16 protein-coding genes are annotated in these 16,693 nt (G+C 61.2%); 13 read left to right on the forward strand and 3 right to left on the reverse strand.

All coding sequences use genetic code 11. From position 1 onward, the window contains the following. The first annotated feature begins 7 nt into the window (after window positions 1-7). The 13 genes from J7400_RS17085 (at window position 8) to J7400_RS17145 (ending at window position 14,129) form a co-directional block, all read left to right on the forward strand. On the forward strand, window positions 8-2,083 hold the full coding sequence (locus J7400_RS17085; protein ID WP_209065301.1) for an ATP-binding cassette domain-containing protein: 2,076 nt from the start codon (window positions 8-10) through the stop codon (window positions 2,081-2,083). Next, window positions 2,080-3,405 carry an HlyD family efflux transporter periplasmic adaptor subunit gene (locus tag J7400_RS17090; protein ID WP_209065302.1) on the forward strand — a complete coding sequence of 442 codons (1,326 nt, stop codon included), beginning with the start codon at window positions 2,080-2,082 and terminating at the stop codon, window positions 3,403-3,405. Before J7400_RS17085 ends, J7400_RS17090 begins: the two co-directional genes overlap by 4 nt. An 87-nt stretch (window positions 3,406-3,492) precedes the next feature. Continuing rightward, window positions 3,493-3,930, forward strand: a complete 438-nt coding sequence (locus J7400_RS17095) for a paraquat-inducible protein A (protein ID WP_209065423.1) — start codon at window positions 3,493-3,495, stop codon at window positions 3,928-3,930. Between the two features lie 14 nt (window positions 3,931-3,944). Beyond that, entirely contained in the window at window positions 3,945-5,312 is a 1,368-nt protein-coding gene (gene radA, locus J7400_RS17100) for a DNA repair protein RadA (protein WP_209065303.1), read from the forward strand. Window positions 5,313-5,393: 81 nt separating this feature from the next. Continuing rightward, window positions 5,394-5,948 carry a CvpA family protein gene (locus tag J7400_RS17105; protein WP_209065304.1) on the forward strand — a complete coding sequence of 185 codons (555 nt, stop codon included), beginning with the start codon at window positions 5,394-5,396 and terminating at the stop codon, window positions 5,946-5,948. Between the two features lie 239 nt (window positions 5,949-6,187). After that, on the forward strand, window positions 6,188-7,450 hold the full coding sequence (locus J7400_RS17110) for a TAXI family TRAP transporter solute-binding subunit (protein WP_209065305.1): 1,263 nt from the start codon (window positions 6,188-6,190) through the stop codon (window positions 7,448-7,450). A 368-nt stretch (window positions 7,451-7,818) separates the two neighbouring features. Beyond that, window positions 7,819-9,348, forward strand: a complete 1,530-nt coding sequence (purF, locus tag J7400_RS17115) for an amidophosphoribosyltransferase (protein WP_209065306.1) — start codon at window positions 7,819-7,821, stop codon at window positions 9,346-9,348. A 7-nt stretch (window positions 9,349-9,355) separates the two neighbouring features. Then, window positions 9,356-9,916, forward strand: a complete 561-nt coding sequence (locus J7400_RS17120) for a DUF2199 domain-containing protein (protein ID WP_209065307.1) — start codon at window positions 9,356-9,358, stop codon at window positions 9,914-9,916. 243 nt (window positions 9,917-10,159) lie between these two features. Then, complete coding sequence (locus J7400_RS17125; RefSeq protein WP_209065308.1) at window positions 10,160-10,417, forward strand: hypothetical protein; 258 nt, start codon at window positions 10,160-10,162, stop codon at window positions 10,415-10,417. Between the two features lie 84 nt (window positions 10,418-10,501). Beyond that, a complete protein-coding gene (locus J7400_RS17130) occupies window positions 10,502-11,176 on the forward strand; it encodes an SDR family NAD(P)-dependent oxidoreductase (RefSeq protein WP_209065424.1) in 675 nt (224 codons plus the stop codon). Between the two features lie 173 nt (window positions 11,177-11,349). Then, window positions 11,350-12,132, forward strand: coding sequence for a 5'/3'-nucleotidase SurE (gene surE, locus J7400_RS17135; RefSeq protein WP_209065309.1), 783 nt, complete (start codon window positions 11,350-11,352; stop codon window positions 12,130-12,132). Continuing rightward, window positions 12,132-12,785 (forward strand): protein-L-isoaspartate(D-aspartate) O-methyltransferase, encoded by a 654-nt coding sequence (locus J7400_RS17140; protein ID WP_209065310.1) that lies wholly within the window; start codon window positions 12,132-12,134, stop codon window positions 12,783-12,785. The genes surE and J7400_RS17140 overlap by 1 nt, the downstream gene beginning before the upstream one ends. Before the next feature lie 126 nt (window positions 12,786-12,911). Next, window positions 12,912-14,129 (forward strand): LysM peptidoglycan-binding domain-containing protein, encoded by a 1,218-nt coding sequence (locus J7400_RS17145; protein WP_209065311.1) that lies wholly within the window; start codon window positions 12,912-12,914, stop codon window positions 14,127-14,129. A gap of 171 nt (window positions 14,130-14,300) precedes the next feature. On the opposite strand, the gene J7400_RS17150 is transcribed toward J7400_RS17145, so the two are convergent. From J7400_RS17150 to tatB, 3 genes are all read right to left on the reverse strand, one after another. After that, window positions 14,301-15,140 carry an ATP-binding protein gene (locus J7400_RS17150; protein WP_209065312.1) on the reverse strand — a complete coding sequence of 280 codons (840 nt, stop codon included), beginning with the start codon at window positions 15,138-15,140 and terminating at the stop codon, window positions 14,301-14,303. A 117-nt stretch (window positions 15,141-15,257) separates the two neighbouring features. After that, complete coding sequence (locus tag J7400_RS17155; RefSeq protein WP_209065313.1) at window positions 15,258-16,193, reverse strand: twin-arginine translocase subunit TatC; 936 nt, start codon at window positions 16,191-16,193, stop codon at window positions 15,258-15,260. Beyond that, complete coding sequence (gene tatB, locus J7400_RS17160) at window positions 16,190-16,684, reverse strand: Sec-independent protein translocase protein TatB (RefSeq protein WP_209065314.1); 495 nt, start codon at window positions 16,682-16,684, stop codon at window positions 16,190-16,192. Before tatB ends, J7400_RS17155 begins: the two co-directional genes overlap by 4 nt. Window positions 16,685-16,693 lie beyond the last annotated feature (9 nt).

The raw sequence follows: 16,693 nt of genomic DNA on the forward strand, positions 1-16,693 counted from the left end.
GGCCAGCATGCACGCCTCCCCCCTCACGCAACTCAAACGGTTGCTGCCCCCGCTCCTCGGTCTGAGCGCGATCTCAAACCTTGCCGTGCTGATCGGCCCGATCTTCATGATGCAGGTGCTGGATCGCGTGATCCCGACCGGCAACCTTCACACCCTGTCGCTGCTGTTGCTGGTCGCGGCCGCAGCACTGCTGCTGCAATCTGTGGTCGACGGGTTGCGCGACATCACCTTGCAATGCGCCGCACGCTGGGGCGAACGGATCAGCCTGCCCGCGATCCTCAGCTCTACGCCCCGTGAACAACAGGATCGGATTGCCGCCCTCTCACAGCTGAAAACCGGCCTTTCCGGCCCGACAGCGACCGCAGCCTTAAGCCTGCCTTGGTTGCCAATGTTCCTGGCGGTCTTATGGATCATTCACCCCTGGTTTGTTGCCCTGACCTGCGCTCTGATCGCCGCCGCTGCCACGCTGCGCATCGGCTCCAAAGCCCTCATGGCACATCGCAGCGCCCTTCTGGCGCAATATGCAGATGGCGAAGCCACCGCTCAAAAAGACGTGCAGGATCTTGCCGCCCATCCCGGCCTCGCCGCGCTCAGCCGCAATTTGATCGCCAAGCTTCTGCGCACCATGGCCGCGCGCAACCAAATCGAAGATCAGCTCACCCCGCTGTCAGCGGGCAGCAACGCAGCCAGCGCATTTGTACGCAGCCTGTCGCAGCTGCTTGGCCTCAGTCTGGGGGCCGCGCTGGTGGTCAATGATGCCCTGAGTGCCGGCGGCATGATCGCCGCGAGCCTGATTTTGACCAAAACGGTCAGCAGCTTTGAAACGGTCATTGCATCCCTGCCCGATATGCGCACCTTCCATACCGCCTACCAACACTTGCTGAATCTGCCGGCACCCACGCAAATAAACGGAACAGAGATCCCCTCGCTGTCCGGCGCGCTGCGATGTGACGGGCTTATTTCCCCTCGCGGCGGCGGCGCCCCGCCCCGTTTGGATCGGATCAGCTTGCAAATTCCCAAAGGCCATTGCCTTGTGATCATTGGCCCGTCTGGCAGCGGCAAAACCACCCTTATTGAGGCGCTGAGCGGCGCAACCCCCTGCCCCATTGGCACCGTCTGGCTGGATGAAACAGAAATCAAAACCCTGCCAAGCGAAAGCCACACCGCCCACATCGGCTATTTGCCGCAGCAGGCGCAGCTGTTCCACGGCACCCTCGCCCAAAACATCGCCGGTTTTGCGCCCGACATCTCAGACGCAGATGTGGTGGAGGCGGCCAAAAAAGCCGGGGTGCACGGCCTGATCTCTGCCCTGCCACAGTCTTATGACACGGATATCGGCTCGGCCCCCTATTTGCTCTCTGCCGGACAAAAACAACGCGTTGCGCTGGCGCGCGCGATTTACCACCGGCCCAAATATCTGTTTCTGGATGAGCCAAATGCGCTGCTTGATGCCGCGGGCGAACGACAGCTTTGTGCTGTGCTCGCGCGCCTTAAGAAACAGGGCACAACGGTGGTGATGGTGCTGCACCGATCCGGCTTGATGGGGCTCGCCGATCACGTTTTGCTGTTAGAAAACGGGCGCATGGCGGATTTCGGTGCCCGGGGCGAGGTTCTGGGCCGTATGAGCAGCGGACGACGGCGCATTGAGCTGCCGTTGCGCGACACAAGCCTGCAGGATCTCACCGATTGGGTCAGCGCACAGTTCACGCGAGCCTCAGATGCGGATCTCTCAAACCGGGCCGAGCTTATTGCAACAGAGCTCTTCACCCTCACCAAGGCCAGTGGCGCACAGGACACCCCACGGCAGGCGGTTTTCCTGTTCCGTTTCCTCTCTGATCAGAGCTGTGAAATCACGGTGACTGAGGAGGGGCGCACCAAGGCAGATGCCAAAATCCGCAAAATCGCCGAGCTGCTGCGCCAGCCCAGCACAAAGATGGCCGACCTGCCCGGAGATGAGGCGGCCTTGGCGGTGATTTCCCAGATGAGCGACCGGTTTGATATTCAGAACATTGATGGACAGTCGGTTTATTGCGCTGCCATTTCCACACGCCCTGTCACCTTGCAGGGAGTGCCCCAACATTGAGTGACGTTGCCGCATTTTCCGCCGCCCCCGACCCGGCCAATACCGATCTGCCAGCCCGGGTCACCCGCCCTCTGCGCAACGGGAGTATCGTCGTGTTTGGCGCTCTGATGTTGTTTGCGCTCTGGGCGTCACTGGCTCCGCTGGCCACGTCCATTCCGGCGTCCGGGCATTTGAATGCCGCCCGCCCAAGCTATGAGGTGCAGCATCCGTTTGGGGGAAAAATCGCGCAGATCCATGTCGACCAGCATGAAGAGGTGGCCCGTGGCGCGGTGTTGATGACACTCGATGTGGATCAGGAACGCGCAGAAAAGGACACATTGCAAGCCGCGCTGACCCCGATGATCGAAGAGCGCGCGGCCATCAGGGCGGCGCTGTCAGACCGGCTGCCGCAAGCGGCCGATGGCGCGCAAACCAGCGATGCGGCGCAGATGGCTGTGCGGCGTATGCGCAATATGCAAACCGCCATGCAACTGCGCGCCGACATGAGCGCCACCTTGGAAGGCGCGCTTGAAGAGCGGATGATCCATCTTTCGCAAAGTATGGCGCGGCGCGAGGAGCAGCGCCTGTCCATGCTGGCCCGGCACAAACGATACGCCAGCCTGCGGGCAGAGGGGGCCTTTCGCGCCGCTGATATGGATGCGCTTGGCGAGGACATTCTGGAACTTGAAGCCGCGCTGGAGCGGGATCGGGCCGAAGTGTCTTCCTTGCGCAATCAGGCCATTCAGGCCGCAATGCAGGTCATGCGCGAAAAACTCGAGTTTCGTCAGCAATTGCTGGATCGGCTTGCGCAACTCGAAGAGGCGATCCCACGGCTCAAGCGGCAGATTTTGCGCCTGAGCGCTCAGATAGATCAGGCGCAGATTCACGCGCCAGAAGCAGGTATTGTCGCCGCGCTCTATTTTGACACGGCCGCCATGGTCATCCCACGCGGGGAAACCGTTTTGACACTGGCCCGCCCAAGCGCGCGGCATCAAGTGTCTTTTCTGGCGCACCCTCAGGTGATTGATCAACTACGGGTGGGCATGAATGGCCAGTTGACAGTGGCGGCGCTCCCGCAGCGCAGCCACCCGCGGGTGCAGGCAACGATCACCTCGCTGTCACCGGAAGCCCGCCGCAATGCCGAGGGCACGGTGATGGGCTATGACGGGATTGCACAGATTGATGCAGAGGATCACGCAGCACTTTTGGCCACGCTCGGAGATGAGGCCACTTTGGCCACAGATATGCCGGTGACAGTGGTCTTCACCGGGCGCAGCACCACTTTTGGCGCTTATCTGATGGGGCCGTTCTGGTCGTTTATGCAAAAGGCCATGCAGGACTGAGGGTGCAAATGAGGAGGGAAGAGAGTGACGCTATTCCCCCGTGAGGCCACCTTGCGCGGTGCGGTTGTGCAGACTAGCTCTGTTCCTATGAAGTCTCTTTTGCGTCTGGCCAATCTCTCGCTGCTGATCCTGTTTCCGATTGCGTGGTTTGCGCCGCTGATGCGCGCGGGCCTGCTGCCGATTTTTGGTCTCAGCGAGATTTCGATTGTCTCCGGGCTGCAATCTTTGTGGGGCACCGATGTGGCGCTGGCGCTTCTGGTGACGTTTCTGGCGATTTTTGCCCCCTATCTGAAGGTCATCGGCATTGCGCTCATCCAGTTTGGTCTCTTGCGCCGCAAAGCTTTGCCCACGCTGGAGTTTCTGGGGAAGCTGGCGATGGGCGATGTTTTTCTGATCGCGCTGTATATCGTGATCGCCAAAGGCGCGGGCCATGTGACGGTTTATACCGGCTGGGGGCTTTATCTGTTCACCGGCTGTATTCTGGCGTCGCTGACAATTAGCCATTTGACCCGCAAGCGGTCGTGATCCAAAACGGCAAAATGGCAAAGAGCAAAACCCAATTCACATGTTCGGCCTGCGGCGCCGTCTCCTCCAAATGGTCGGGACGCTGTGAAACCTGCGGCGAATGGAACACAATCGTTGAAGAGGCACCCTTCGGGGCGGGCCCGGCAGGCAGCGCGCTTGGCAATGCAAAGGGACGGCGGATCGAGCTGTCTGATCTGGCCACCAAGGAAACCCCGCCGCCGCGCACCATCAGCGGCGTGAAGGAACTTGACCGCGTCCTGGGTGGCGGGCTGGTGCCGGCAAGCGCCTTGCTGGTGGGCGGCGATCCGGGGATCGGCAAATCCACCTTGCTGTTGCAGGCCGCCGCGCGGTTTGCCCGCCAAGGTGTCAAAACCATCTACGTGAGCGGCGAGGAAGCCAGCGCGCAGGTGCGGATGCGGGCGCAACGGCTGCAGCTGACGGAAAGCCCCGTGCTTTTGGCCGCAGAAACAAATCTGCGCGACATCCTGACCACGCTGGAGGCCGAACGGCCGCAGCTTGCCATCATCGATTCCATCCAGACCATGTGGAGCGACAATGTGGGCAGCGCGCCGGGCTCCGTCAGTCAGGTGCGCGCGGCGGCGCATGAGCTGACGGCCTTTGCCAAGCGCAAAGGCATGGCGATCATCCTGGTGGGGCATGTCACCAAAGAGGGGCAGATCGCTGGCCCCCGCGTGGTGGAACATATGGTCGATACGGTGCTCTATTTTGAGGGCGAGCGCGGCCATCAGTTCCGCATTCTGCGCGCCGTGAAAAACCGCTTTGGTCCCGCGGATGAAATCGGGGTATTTGAAATGACCGGCCGCGGGCTGGTGGAAGTGGGCAATCCAAGCGCGCTGTTTCTGTCTGATCGCGGCCAGCCGACACCGGGAAGCGTGGTGTTTGCCGGGATCGAAGGCACCCGCCCCGTGCTGACAGAATTGCAGGCCTTGGTGGCGCCGTCACCGCACAGCCAGTCCCGCCGCACGGTTGTTGGCTGGGACAGCGGGCGGCTTGCGATGATTCTCGCGGTGCTGGAAGCGCGCTGCGGCATCCCCTTTGCGGGGCTTGATGTGTACCTCAATGTGGCAGGCGGCATGAAAATCGGCGAACCGGCCGCAGACCTTGCGGTGGCCTGCGCGCTGGTTTCCGCCCGTGAAGACAGCGCCTTACCCGCCGATACTGTGGTTTTTGGCGAAATCAGCCTGTCTGGCGCGCTGCGCGCGGTGAGTCAGACGGAAAATAGGTTGAAAGAAGCCCAAAAACTTGGTTTCTCATCGGCAATCGCGCCAAAGGGCGGCAAAACCAACACAGTTGACGGCATAAAGCTGAACCGTATTGGAGATTTGGCAAGTTTTGTGGGCGAAGTATTCGGAGCGGGCTGACGGGGACGGACGCACGTAAAAACAGACGCCGCAAGGCAAACCGGGGCCGGTCACAGGGCCGGTCATAAGGGACAGGACTACATGGAAGGTTTCACCATCATCGATGCCGTCGTTGCGGGCATCATCGTAATTTCGGCGCTGCTGGCCTACAGCCGCGGCGTTGTGCGGGAAACCATGGCCATCGCCGGGTGGGTTGCCGCCGCTGTGCTGGCCTTCATGTTTGCCGGATCTCTCCAGCCGCTGGTCAAAGAAGTGCCCATTCTGGGCGAATATCTGGCCGACAGCTGTGAATTGTCGATCATCGCCGCCTTTGCCGCCGTTTTTGCGCTGTCGCTGGTGGTGGTCTCGCTGTTCACGCCGCTGTTCTCCTCCATCGTGCAGCGCTCGGCACTGGGCGGGCTCGATCAGGGTCTTGGCTTTATCTTCGGTGTGCTGCGCGGCATCCTGCTGGTTGCGATTGCCTTCTTTGTCTATGAGACCGTGATCACCAGCCAGTCTATCGCGATGGTGGATGACAGCCGTTCGGCAGAAGTGTTCAGCCGCATCACCCGCCAGATTGACGACCGCGACCCACAGGAAGCGCTGGGTTGGATCACCACCCAATATGAACAGCTGGTTGGCGTCTGCGAGGCGTAAGACAGCACATCGTTCTGCATAGTCCTGCTGAAAGCCCGCACCTGATGGTGGCGGGCTTTTTTCATGCGCAGGGGCAACCGATCTCGGTTTCTAAAGCTCATTGGTGTTTGCTGGCGTGCGCAGGCCGTCCTTGGGGCGCGGCCTGATTTCCACAGTTGAGCCTGCCTGTTCGCCGCCCTCTTGTTTGGCGGACAAACGGCGGCTACCGTGCGGGGAAACAAGCTATTTTGAGCCCTTTCATGCGCATTTGGATTGCCCTCACGACGCTGACGGTCGCGCTTTGTATTGCCCTTGTGGTGTCGGTCTTGCTGCCGCCCAAAACGCTCTCGCTGGCGGCGGGTGCGCGGGGCGGTGCCTATGCGCTGATGGCGGAACGCTACCGCGATATTCTGGCGCGTGACGACATTGACGTGCAGATACTTTACACCAACGGGTCGGTCGACAATGCGGAGCTGTTGACGCTTGGCGCGGTGGATGCCGCGTTTTTGCAGGCCGGGATCACGGTGCCTCCGGGCAAGGCCGAGGCGATTGGCGGCCTTTTTTATGAGCCGATGCTGTTCCTTGTGCGCAGCGATCATGAATTGCCCTCAAATCCCGCGTTGTGGCGGGATCTGCAAATTTCGCGCGGCGCACTTGGCTCCGGCACGGCCGCCGCTTTTGCAGATTTCAGAGAGGCCGTTGGCTTGCCCGAGGCGGACAACAAAGAGCTTGAGCTGGGCGCGGCGCAGTCAATTTTCGCCCTGCAGGCAGGCGGGCTCGACATGGCCTTTCTGGTCAGCAGCATTGAGGCGCCTTACCTGTCGCAGGCGTTTAACTCTGATGAGATCACGCTTTTGCCGCTGTCTTATACGCAGGCGATTGCGCGGCATATGGAGTATGCCGATATCGTTGATATTCCGGTGGGGGCGATTGCGCTTGATCCGGTGCAGCCCACGGAAACACAGCATGTGTTGGCCCTAAAGGCGCAGATGGCGATTGATCCGAAATTGCATCCGGCGCTGGTGAACCGGCTGACCATGGCCGCCAAAGAGCTGCATGCCGGGCGGGACATCCTGTCAGAGCGCGGGGCGTTTCCCGTGGCCGAAGGCATTGGCATGCCCGAAAACAACGTGGCGCGCCAATTGATCGAAACGGGGCCCTCGACCTGGCACAATCTGCTGCCCTATTGGATGGCGGCGCAGGTCAATCGGCTGTTTCTACTGATCCTGCCCATTCTGTTCCTGCTGTTGCCGCTGCTGCGGATCGCGCCGATGATCTATTCCTATTTTCGCGGCTGGCAGGTCTGGAAACACTACAGCCACATCCGCGAGATCGAGGCCAAGGTTAGCGACAGTTCAAGCGCCAAAGACCTCAAGCGGCTCGCCAAGGCGCTGGATTCGGTGGATTACAAAATTTCGCAGCTGCGCCTGCCCCCGGCCTATCGGCAGACCGCTTACCACGCGCGGATGCATATCGACTTGGTGCGCAAACGGATTGGGCAGCTGCGTGTGGACGCGAAGTAGGTCTCACCACCGCCCTTCCCTCCTTTCTGCGCCACTAATTTAACCATTTGATCAAAAACCAAAACGACGCGGCGACAGGGCGCGCTTTCTAGCCCGTCCAATGTGATCCTTTCGTGACATAGATTACCGGAGCGCTTAAGACAGGCGCAGCACGAAACAGGGATTCGGAGCCACCTCTGTGATCATTGGGCGAAACCATACCCCATTCACAGCCGCCTCTTGCGGCGGGTGGACTTGCACCCGAACCCAAGCGCCCCGCGCGCAACGTGCAGAGACACCGACCTTCCAAAAGCGCCAAACACATGCGTCGCGAAGGTGCCTAACCACCCAATCTAGCCAAGCCTAGTCCGAAGATAGGAGCGCTGCACGTGTGCGGAATTCTGGGGATCGCCAATCGCAATGACGATGTTTTTGCGGAGATTTATGACGGGCTGCTGATGTTGCAGCACCGCGGACAGGACGCCTCGGGTGTTGTGACCTACACCGGCGGGTTTTTCCGCGAGCGCAAGGCCAATGGTCTGGTCAAAGACGTGTTTCAGGCGAGCGACGCCGAAACCCTGACGGGCCGTGTGGGTATGGGCCATGTGCGTTACCCCACTGCGGGCAGCCTGAGCGCGGCCGAAGCGCAGCCGTTCTTTGTAAACGCGCCTTACGGCATTTATCTGGTGCACAACGGTAATATCACCAACACGGACGCGCAGCGCGAGAAGGTGACCGGCAAATACAGCCGTCATCTGCGCACCACCAGCGACAGTGAAATCCTGCTGAACGTGCTGGCGGACAAAGTGGCGGATGCGATCAAGGTGAACGGCAGCGGCGATGCGATCCGCAATATCTTTGCCGGTGTGAAGATGACTATGGAGCGGGTGCAGGGTGCTTATTCCGTGATCTGCCTGATTGCCGGTGTCGGCATGCTGGCGTTCCGCGACCCTCATGGCATCCGCCCCCTGTCGGTGGCCAAACGCGCCGCAGATGGCGAAGGGGATGACTATGCCTTTGCCAGCGAAGACGTGGCCTTTGGCATCAACGGTTTTGAAAAAATGCGCGACGTGAAGCCCGGCGAAGCGCTGCTGGTGGATATGGACGGCAACCTGCATGAGTTTCAGGCGGTTGAGGGCGAGTTGACGCCCTGCATCTTCGAATATGTCTATCTGGCGCGTCCGGACAGCGTGCTCGACGGGGTCTCCGTCTATCAGGCGCAGCTGCGCATGGGGCAGACATTGGCCAAACAGATTGCCGAAAGCGGGCTTGAGATCGACGCGATCATCCCAGTGCCGGACAGCGCGCGCCCTGTGGCGCTGGAGGTCAGCAATGCCACCGGCATCCGCTACCGCGAAGCGCTGGTGAAAAACCGCTATGTGGGCCGGACCTTCATCATGCCCGGTCAGGAAGAGCGTCAGAAATCGGTGCGCCGCAAGCTCAACGCCATTCCGCGTGAAATGGATGGGCGCAATATTCTGTTGATTGACGACTCCATCGTGCGCGGCAACACCATCAAGAAGATTGTGCAGATGTGCCGCGAAGCGGGCGCGAAGAAAGTCTATATCGCCTCTGCCTCCCCGCCCGTGTCGCACCCGAATGTCTATGGCATCGACATGCCCACCAAACATGAGCTGATCGCCCATGACATGAGCATCGAGGAAATCCGCGAAGAGCTGGGTGCGGATGCGCTGTTCTATCAGAAGCTGGAAGACCTGATCTGGGCCGCACAGGAAGGCAACCCGGAGATCGCGCGCTTTGACTGTTCCTGCTTTGACGGGGAGTACATCACCGGTGGCGTGACTGCGGAATACCTCGCCGATCTGGAAAACAGCAGCCGCGTGAGCAAGAAGATCAAAGAGGCTCCGGCACCGGGCGCAAGCTGGAACGGGGCAACTTTGGCCACCTCTCAGGGCTGAGCGACCTATGAGCCTGCTTGCCCTGGATAGCCGTTGGCGCCGCCTGCATGATCCGGATTGGGTCAGCCCCAAGAGCGGGCGCAGTTTTGGCGGATTGATCGACATCGGCTATGACCATCCGGATCCCTGGCCGCATGGCGATTTGCAGGGCAGCGGGCAGGAGATTCTTGAGATTGGCGAAGACAAGCTCTCCGCCGATCTTTGCCGCTGTGACGGGCTGCGGTATGTGCGGGCGATGCTGGCGCTGCCGATCAGGGGCAGCGAAGAGGCTGTGCAATTTGCGGTCTGGGCGCATTTGGCGGATGCGGATTTCTACCGCTATCTCGACGATGCCACGGGCGAAACGCCCGGGTTTGAGGGCTGTGCCGCCTGGCTGATGAATGACATCCCCGGCTTTGAAAGCGAGACCCCGCTTGAAGGCGCACTGATCGCGGGTGAGGCGCAGGAGCGGCCAAGGCTCAGCCTCAATGACGGGCCACTGGCAGAGGCGCAAAAGGCGGGAATCACCTTTGATGCCCTGCTGGATCTTTATGCGGCAACCGGCAACGACATTCGCCCAGACCTCTGACAGATCCCCTCTCGGCGGCCTTGCCATGACGCCGCCTCACCTCAGGGTCGAACGGCGCAATTTACGCCTCAACCCAGACCAATCCTCCCTCCCCCGACTGGCTGAAATCCGCTTATTTTATTGGGCCATTCGCAGAGTCTCGGCGGCATTCAGCTTTCGTTAACCAACTTCCCGGTATTCAGCGGTGGCAGTCAGCGGAGCTATCTCTATAAGGCCGCCACCACTCACACACCGGGATAGCCCATGACCTCCAGAACGCCTTCGCAGGTGGCCGAACAGGCCACACAGAGCGGTGTCTTGAAGAACCGATCTCGACTGACGCTGATTGGCGTTATGGGATCACAAACGCGGCCGCGCGCTTTATTGATGACGCGCAGCGGCCGGACCTTGCGCGTGCAACCTGGGGATCGCACGCCATCTGGCAAGGTGCTGGCGATTGACGCCCACAGCATCGTGCTCAACAGCGGGCATGGCGCGACACGGCTGTCGATGCCCAAATAGCGGTCAACCGAGGGGCAGCGCTGCGACATTGACGCCGGCGCTTGCCCCTTGACCTCACTGCCCATTGGCCGCATTCCAGTGGCTATGACCGATACTCCAGTTTCCTCTGCGCCTTCGGGCGACAAGATCGCGCTGATCACCGGCGCGTCCCGTGGCCTTGGGGCCGCTTTCGCCGAAGCGCTTGCGCCGGATTATCACGTGGTTGCGGTGGCTCGCACCACGGGCGCACTGGAAGAGCTGGATGACCGCATCCAGGCCAAGGGTGGTCAGGCCACGCTGGCGCCGATGGACATCACCAATGCCGATGCGATGGCGCAGCTGTGCCGCTCGATCCATGACCGTTGGGGCAAAGTGGACCTGTGGGTGCACACCGCAGCCCATGGCGCGCCGCTCACGCCCGCAGATCACATCGACGCCAAAGACTGGCAGAAATCCGTGGCGATCAATCTGGACGCTGTGGGGCGGTTGATCCCCTTCCTGAGCCCGCTTCTGGGCCACGCGGGCCATGCGGTGTTCTTTGACGATCCGCGTGCGGGCGAGAAGTTTTTTGGCTCTTATGGCGCCACCAAAGGTGCGCAGATCGCGCTGGCCAAGAGCTGGCAGGCGGAAACCGCAAACATCGGACCGAAGGTTTCGATCCTCGCGCCCAAAGGCATGCCCACCGGCACGCGCGCCCGCTTCTTCCCCGGGGAAGACCGCGCAACGCTGGCCCATCCACGCGATGAAGCGGCACGGCTGATGGCAGAGCTCGACCTCTGAGCCTGCTGACATCGTAAAGCACACAACTTAAGTGTGACGGTGATTCCCCAGTCACCGCCCCTTGCGCCACATGGCAGACTGTGGCGCTTGCTCCGCCGTGGCAGCTCCACTAGACAGAAGCAAATCAGCAAGGTTCCGGCCTTGAGACGCGGCGAGATTTGGGGGCAGGCACCATGCGCATTCTCATCACAAATGACGACGGCATAAACGCGCCCGGCTTGGCCGTTTTGGAAAAGATCGCCAACGAGCTGGCCGGAGCAGAGGGCGAAGTCTGGTGTGTGGCACCGGCCTTTGAGCAATCCGGTGTCGGCCATTGCATCAGCTACACCCACCCCACCATGATCGCCAAAATGGGCGAGCGCCGCTTTGCCGCCGAGGGCAGCCCGGCGGACTGCGTGTTGGCCGGTGTGCATGATGTGATGAAAGAGGCGCAGCCCGATCTGATCCTCTCCGGCGTCAACCGGGGCAACAACTCAGCAGAAAACGCTCTTTATTCCGGCACGCTGGGCGCGGCCATTGAAGGGGCGCTGCAGGGCATCCCCTCCTTTGCGCTCTCCCAATTCCTGGGCCCGCAGAACTACACGGCAGAAGATCCGTTTGAGGCCGCAGGCCAGCATGGCGCTGATGTGCTGCGCAAGATCCTTGCCACCGAGGTGCCAAATGGCTCTGCCTACGGCCTGTTTTACAACATCAACTTTCCGCCCGTGCTGGCAGCGGATGTGAAAGGCGTGCGCGTAGTCGCGCAGGGGCTGCGACAGGACACCTGTTTCTCTGTGGAGCCACACACTTCGCCCTCCGGACGTCGCTTCCTCTGGGCCAAGGGCGGCAATCAGCAGGTCAAAACCGCAGAAAACACCGACGCCGCTGTCAATCTGGACGGCTATATCTCTGTCACGCCGATGCGCGCCGATCTGACCGCGCATGACGCCCTGAAGGCATTGAAAGACATCGAATAATGGATCCGGACGCGCTTGCAGAACGCAAAATGCAGTTCCTCTTTGCGCTGCGCTCGCGCGGGGTGACGGACCCGGCGGTGCTTGGCGCGATGGAGGCCGTGGACCGTGGCCCCTTTGTGCGCGGGCTATTTGCGGAGCGCGCCTATGAGGACACGCCGCTGCCGATTGCCTGCGGGCAGACCATTTCGCAGCCTTCTGTTGTGGGTCTGATGACACAGGCGCTGGAGGTCACCTCACGTGACAAGGTGCTCGAAGTGGGCACAGGCTCGGGCTATCAGGCAGCCATTCTGGCGCAGCTGGCGCGGCGGGTTTACACCGTGGACCGGCACAAGCGGCTGGTGCATGAGGCGCGTGGTGTGTTTGACGCCATGGGCATCGTGAACATCACCTCCTTGATCGGGGACGGCAGCTTTGGCCTGCCCGATCAGGCGCCCTTTGATCGCATCATTGTCACCGCCGCAGCAGAGGACCCACCGGGCCCCCTCTTGGCGCAGCTCAAGATCGGCGGTATCATGGTGGTGCCTGTCGGGCAGTCGGACGCGGTTCAGAGTTTGATCCGGGTGCGGCGCACTGAAGACGGGTTTGACTATGACGAGCTGCGGGCGGTGCGCTTTGTGCCTTTGCTGGAAGGTGTCGCCCGGGAAAACGATTGATTTTTCAGGGCTTTCCCCTTGGCAAAGGGGGCGGCGTCGCCCATCTGGGCAGCAATGTAGTAAACAGAACCAAAGCGGTCATGGCATCAGACCCCTTCGCAAGGGACCGCACGTGAGGATATCGAGATGGTTTTTTCGCAAGCAAAGCGCACCCGCTTTATCAGCGCAGGACTTGCCCTGAGCGTGTTGGCCGCCTGTGAAGGCGGGTTTGACTATGATCTGCGGGGCGATGCGGCGGGCAGTGCGCTGGACACCTCGGATGCGGCGCTGACCGCCACCTCCAAGCGCCCCAACCCCGACAACCGCGGTGTGATCTCCTATCCGAATTATCAGGTGGCTGTGGCCCAGCGGGACGACACCTTGCAGGATGTGTCTGCGCGTGTGGGCATTCCGGTCGCGGAGCTCAGCCGCACCAATGGCATCGCGCCAGACGTGAAACTGCGTCAGGATGAGGTGATTGTGCTGCCCTACCGTGTGGCCGAGCCGTCACCCGCCACGGGGGGCACCGGCGTGATCGTGCCTCCGGGCGGCGTGGATATTGCCGCGCTGGCTGGTGGGGCGATTGAAAGCGCCAACACCACCGAAGTTCAGACCAGTTCGCTTGCCCCCGCAGCGGCCCCGGTCACAACCCCATCGGAAAACGCTCAGACCGGGCTTGAGCCGGTGCGCCATAAGGTGAAGCGCGGGGAGACCGCCTTCACCATCGCGCGCCTTTACAATGTGTCCGTGCGCTCGCTGGCGGAATGGAACGGGTTGGGCAGCGACTTCACCATTCGCGAAAACCAGATCCTGCTGATCCCGCCAGCCGATCCAAGTGCCGCTGCGCCCGCACCGGCTACAGTGTCGACCGTGGCGACCACCAAACCGGGAGAAGGCTCCCCCACCCCGACACCGCCAAGCGCGTCCAAACCGCTGCCAGATGATGCGACCGCCGCGAAGGTTGCCGCAGCGCCAAAACCTGAAAGCCCGGATCTGGGCGCACAGCAGAGCGCGTCACAGGCCGCGATGGGCTATCCGGTGTCCGGCAAGATCATCCGCCCCTATGCCAAGGGCAAGAACAACGGGATCGACATCGCAGGGGATGCGGGTGCGCCGGTCTTGGCGGCCGCAGACGGCAAAGTGGCGGCGATCACCACGGATGCGGATGATGTGACCATTCTGGTGGTGCGCCACCCCAACAACCTGATGACGGTCTATTACAACGTTGCCGACGTGAAAGTGTCCAAAGGCACCAATGTGAAACGCGGACAGCCCATGGCGCAGTTGCCCGAGGAAAATGCCTTTGTGCATTTTGAGGTGCGTGATGGTTTTGACAGCGTGGACCCGGCGCCTTACCTGAAATAAGCCGCCGAGAGATTGAGCTTGGTTGCGGGGCTGTTTTTAGGCCAGCGCAGCCGAGCCGCGCGCAACACAGGTGCGCGCAGGGAGGGCGCTGCCCTCGTCACAACCGAGTTGTGACTTCACCCGGGATATTTGGCAAATGAGAAGCGCTGGCGGCACAGGCCGCCGTGTGCCTTACACTTTGACGCCTTCGCGGCCCGCGAGATCGAGGAAGAACTGCCAGGCGACGCGGCCGGAGCGGGCGCCGCGGGTGGCTTGCCATTCGATGGCCTCCGCGCGCAGGCGCTCTGGATCGACTGAGACGCCGTGGGCGGCGCAGTAGCCGTCGATCATCGCGAGGTAGTCATCCTGCGAACAGGGGTGGAAGCCGAGCCAGAGGCCGAAACGGTCTGAGAGGGAGACTTTCTCCTCCACCGCTTCAGACGGGTTGATGGCGCTGGAGCGTTCGTTCTCGATCATGTCGCGCGGCATCAGGTGGCGGCGGTTGGAGGTGGCGTAGAAGACCACATTGTCCGGACGCCCTTCAATGCCACCATCCAGCACCGCTTTGAGCGATTTATAGTGCTGGTCATCATGGCTGAAGCTGAGGTCGTCACAGAACAGAAGAAAGCGCTCGGAGCTGGCGCGCAGCAGGTTCAGAAGCCGCGCAACAGAGGGCAGGTCTTCGCGTTGCAGCTCGACGATTTTGAGCGCGTGGCCTTCTGAGAGCACCTGCGCATGCACGGCTTTGACAATGGAGGATTTGCCCATGCCGCGCGCGCCCCAGAGCAGCGCGTTGTTGGCCGGCAATCCGCGCGCAAACTGGCGGGTGTTTTCCAGAAGCGTGTCGCGGGAGCGGTCAACACCCACAAGCAGATCGAGAGACACGCGGTTGATCTCCGGAACCGGTTCCAGCCGGTCGGGATCCACATGCCAGACAAACCCATCCGCAGCAGCGAAATCCGGCGCGGCCAGCGGCGCGGGGTACAGGCGCTCAAGCGCTTCGGCGATGCGGGTCAAAGTGGTGTCATCCATGGCGGGCCTCCGGTGTTGCTGTTGTTACAGACCATTTTCTTTGCGCAACAACAAGGGGATGACACAAAGGAAAAACGCGCCCGATTGGGGCGCGTTTCTAAAAGGTCATCGTGAGCTCTATTTGGTGTCGATGTCGGCGAGATCTTCGGCCTCTTCGTCATCCTCAAAATAGACGCCCTCTTCTTTGAGCTTGGCGATGCGCTGTTTGTCCACACGGCGCACAAGGAAGATCGAGATCTCATAGAGACCGTAGACCACTGTGAAGAGGATCAGCTGTGTCACCACATCCGGCGGCGTGACCAGTGCGGCCAGCACAAGGATGCCAACCATGGCGTATTTGCGCACGGAGGCGAGCCCATCGGCGCTGACCAGACCGGCCTTGCCCATCAGGGTGAGCAGCACCGGAAGCTGGAAACACAGGCCAAAGGCCATGATGAATTTCAGCGTGATATCAAGGCTTTCATTGACCTTGCCAAAGAAGGTGATCTGCACGCCTTCTTCTGCCTGTGGGGCAGCGGCGGCCACGGTGCCGGGCACATCCTCAACCGCAGGCGCCATCAGATTGGCAAAGACGGACGCCACATCGGCAAAACCCAGAAAAAACTGCATCGCCAGCGGGGTCACGACCAATTGGGCAAAGGTTGCGCCCAGAAGGAACATGAAAGGCGAGGCGATCATGAAAGGCAGAAACGCGCCGCGTTCGCTTTTGTAGAGGCCAGGGGCCACAAAGCGCCAGAGCTGGTAGCCGATCACCGGGAAGGCCAGAGCAAAGCCGCCAACCATGGAGATGCGGAACAGGGTGAACAGATATTCCTGCGGGGAAGTGAACTGCAATGTGGGGGACGGATCGCCCAGATCCCGCAGCACATCGACAATGGGTGCCACAAGGAAATGCAGCACGTGTTCGGCAATGAACTGCCCGCCAATCGGCACAAAGAAGAAGCTGATCGCCACGATGAAGGCGAGCACGGAGCGGATCAGCCGCGTGCGCAGCTCCGCCAGATGCTCGATCAGCGGGGCGGAGCTGTCGTCAATCTCGTCAGTGTTGCTCATGCATCATCCTTTTTGGGCGCGGTCCCGCTGTCTGACGCGCCTGCGTCAGAGGACCCAGTGGCCTCTGCGGCAGCTTTCTCGGCAGCTTCCTTGTCGAGACGCGCCTGCGCCATCTCCGCCGATTTCTGACGGATCTTCTCCGCAGCCTCCGCACGCTCTTTGGACAGGCGTGTGGTTTCGGCCCCCGGCTCGTAGCTCATGGAGCGTTTCACCTCATTGGCGCTGTCCGCAAAGGCATCGCTGGCCGCTTTGAGCGGATTGGACACTTTGTTGAGCCCGTCAGTGGCGCCTTTGATGGTGTCGGTGACGTCTTTGACGCCCGCCTGATCAGCGGCCTGGTTCATGGCGGAGGAAAACTCGCGCGCCATGCCCTTGGCCTTGCCGACAAAGCGGCCCACAGAGCGGAACAGAACCGGCAGATCCTTGGGCCCGACCACGATCAACGCGACAACGCCAATGACCAGGAGCTCTGGCAAACCCAAATCAAACATATTGGATTG

The organism is Shimia sp. R9_2 (assembly GCF_017743735.1).
Classification (GTDB): Bacteria; Pseudomonadota; Alphaproteobacteria; order Rhodobacterales; family Rhodobacteraceae; genus Shimia.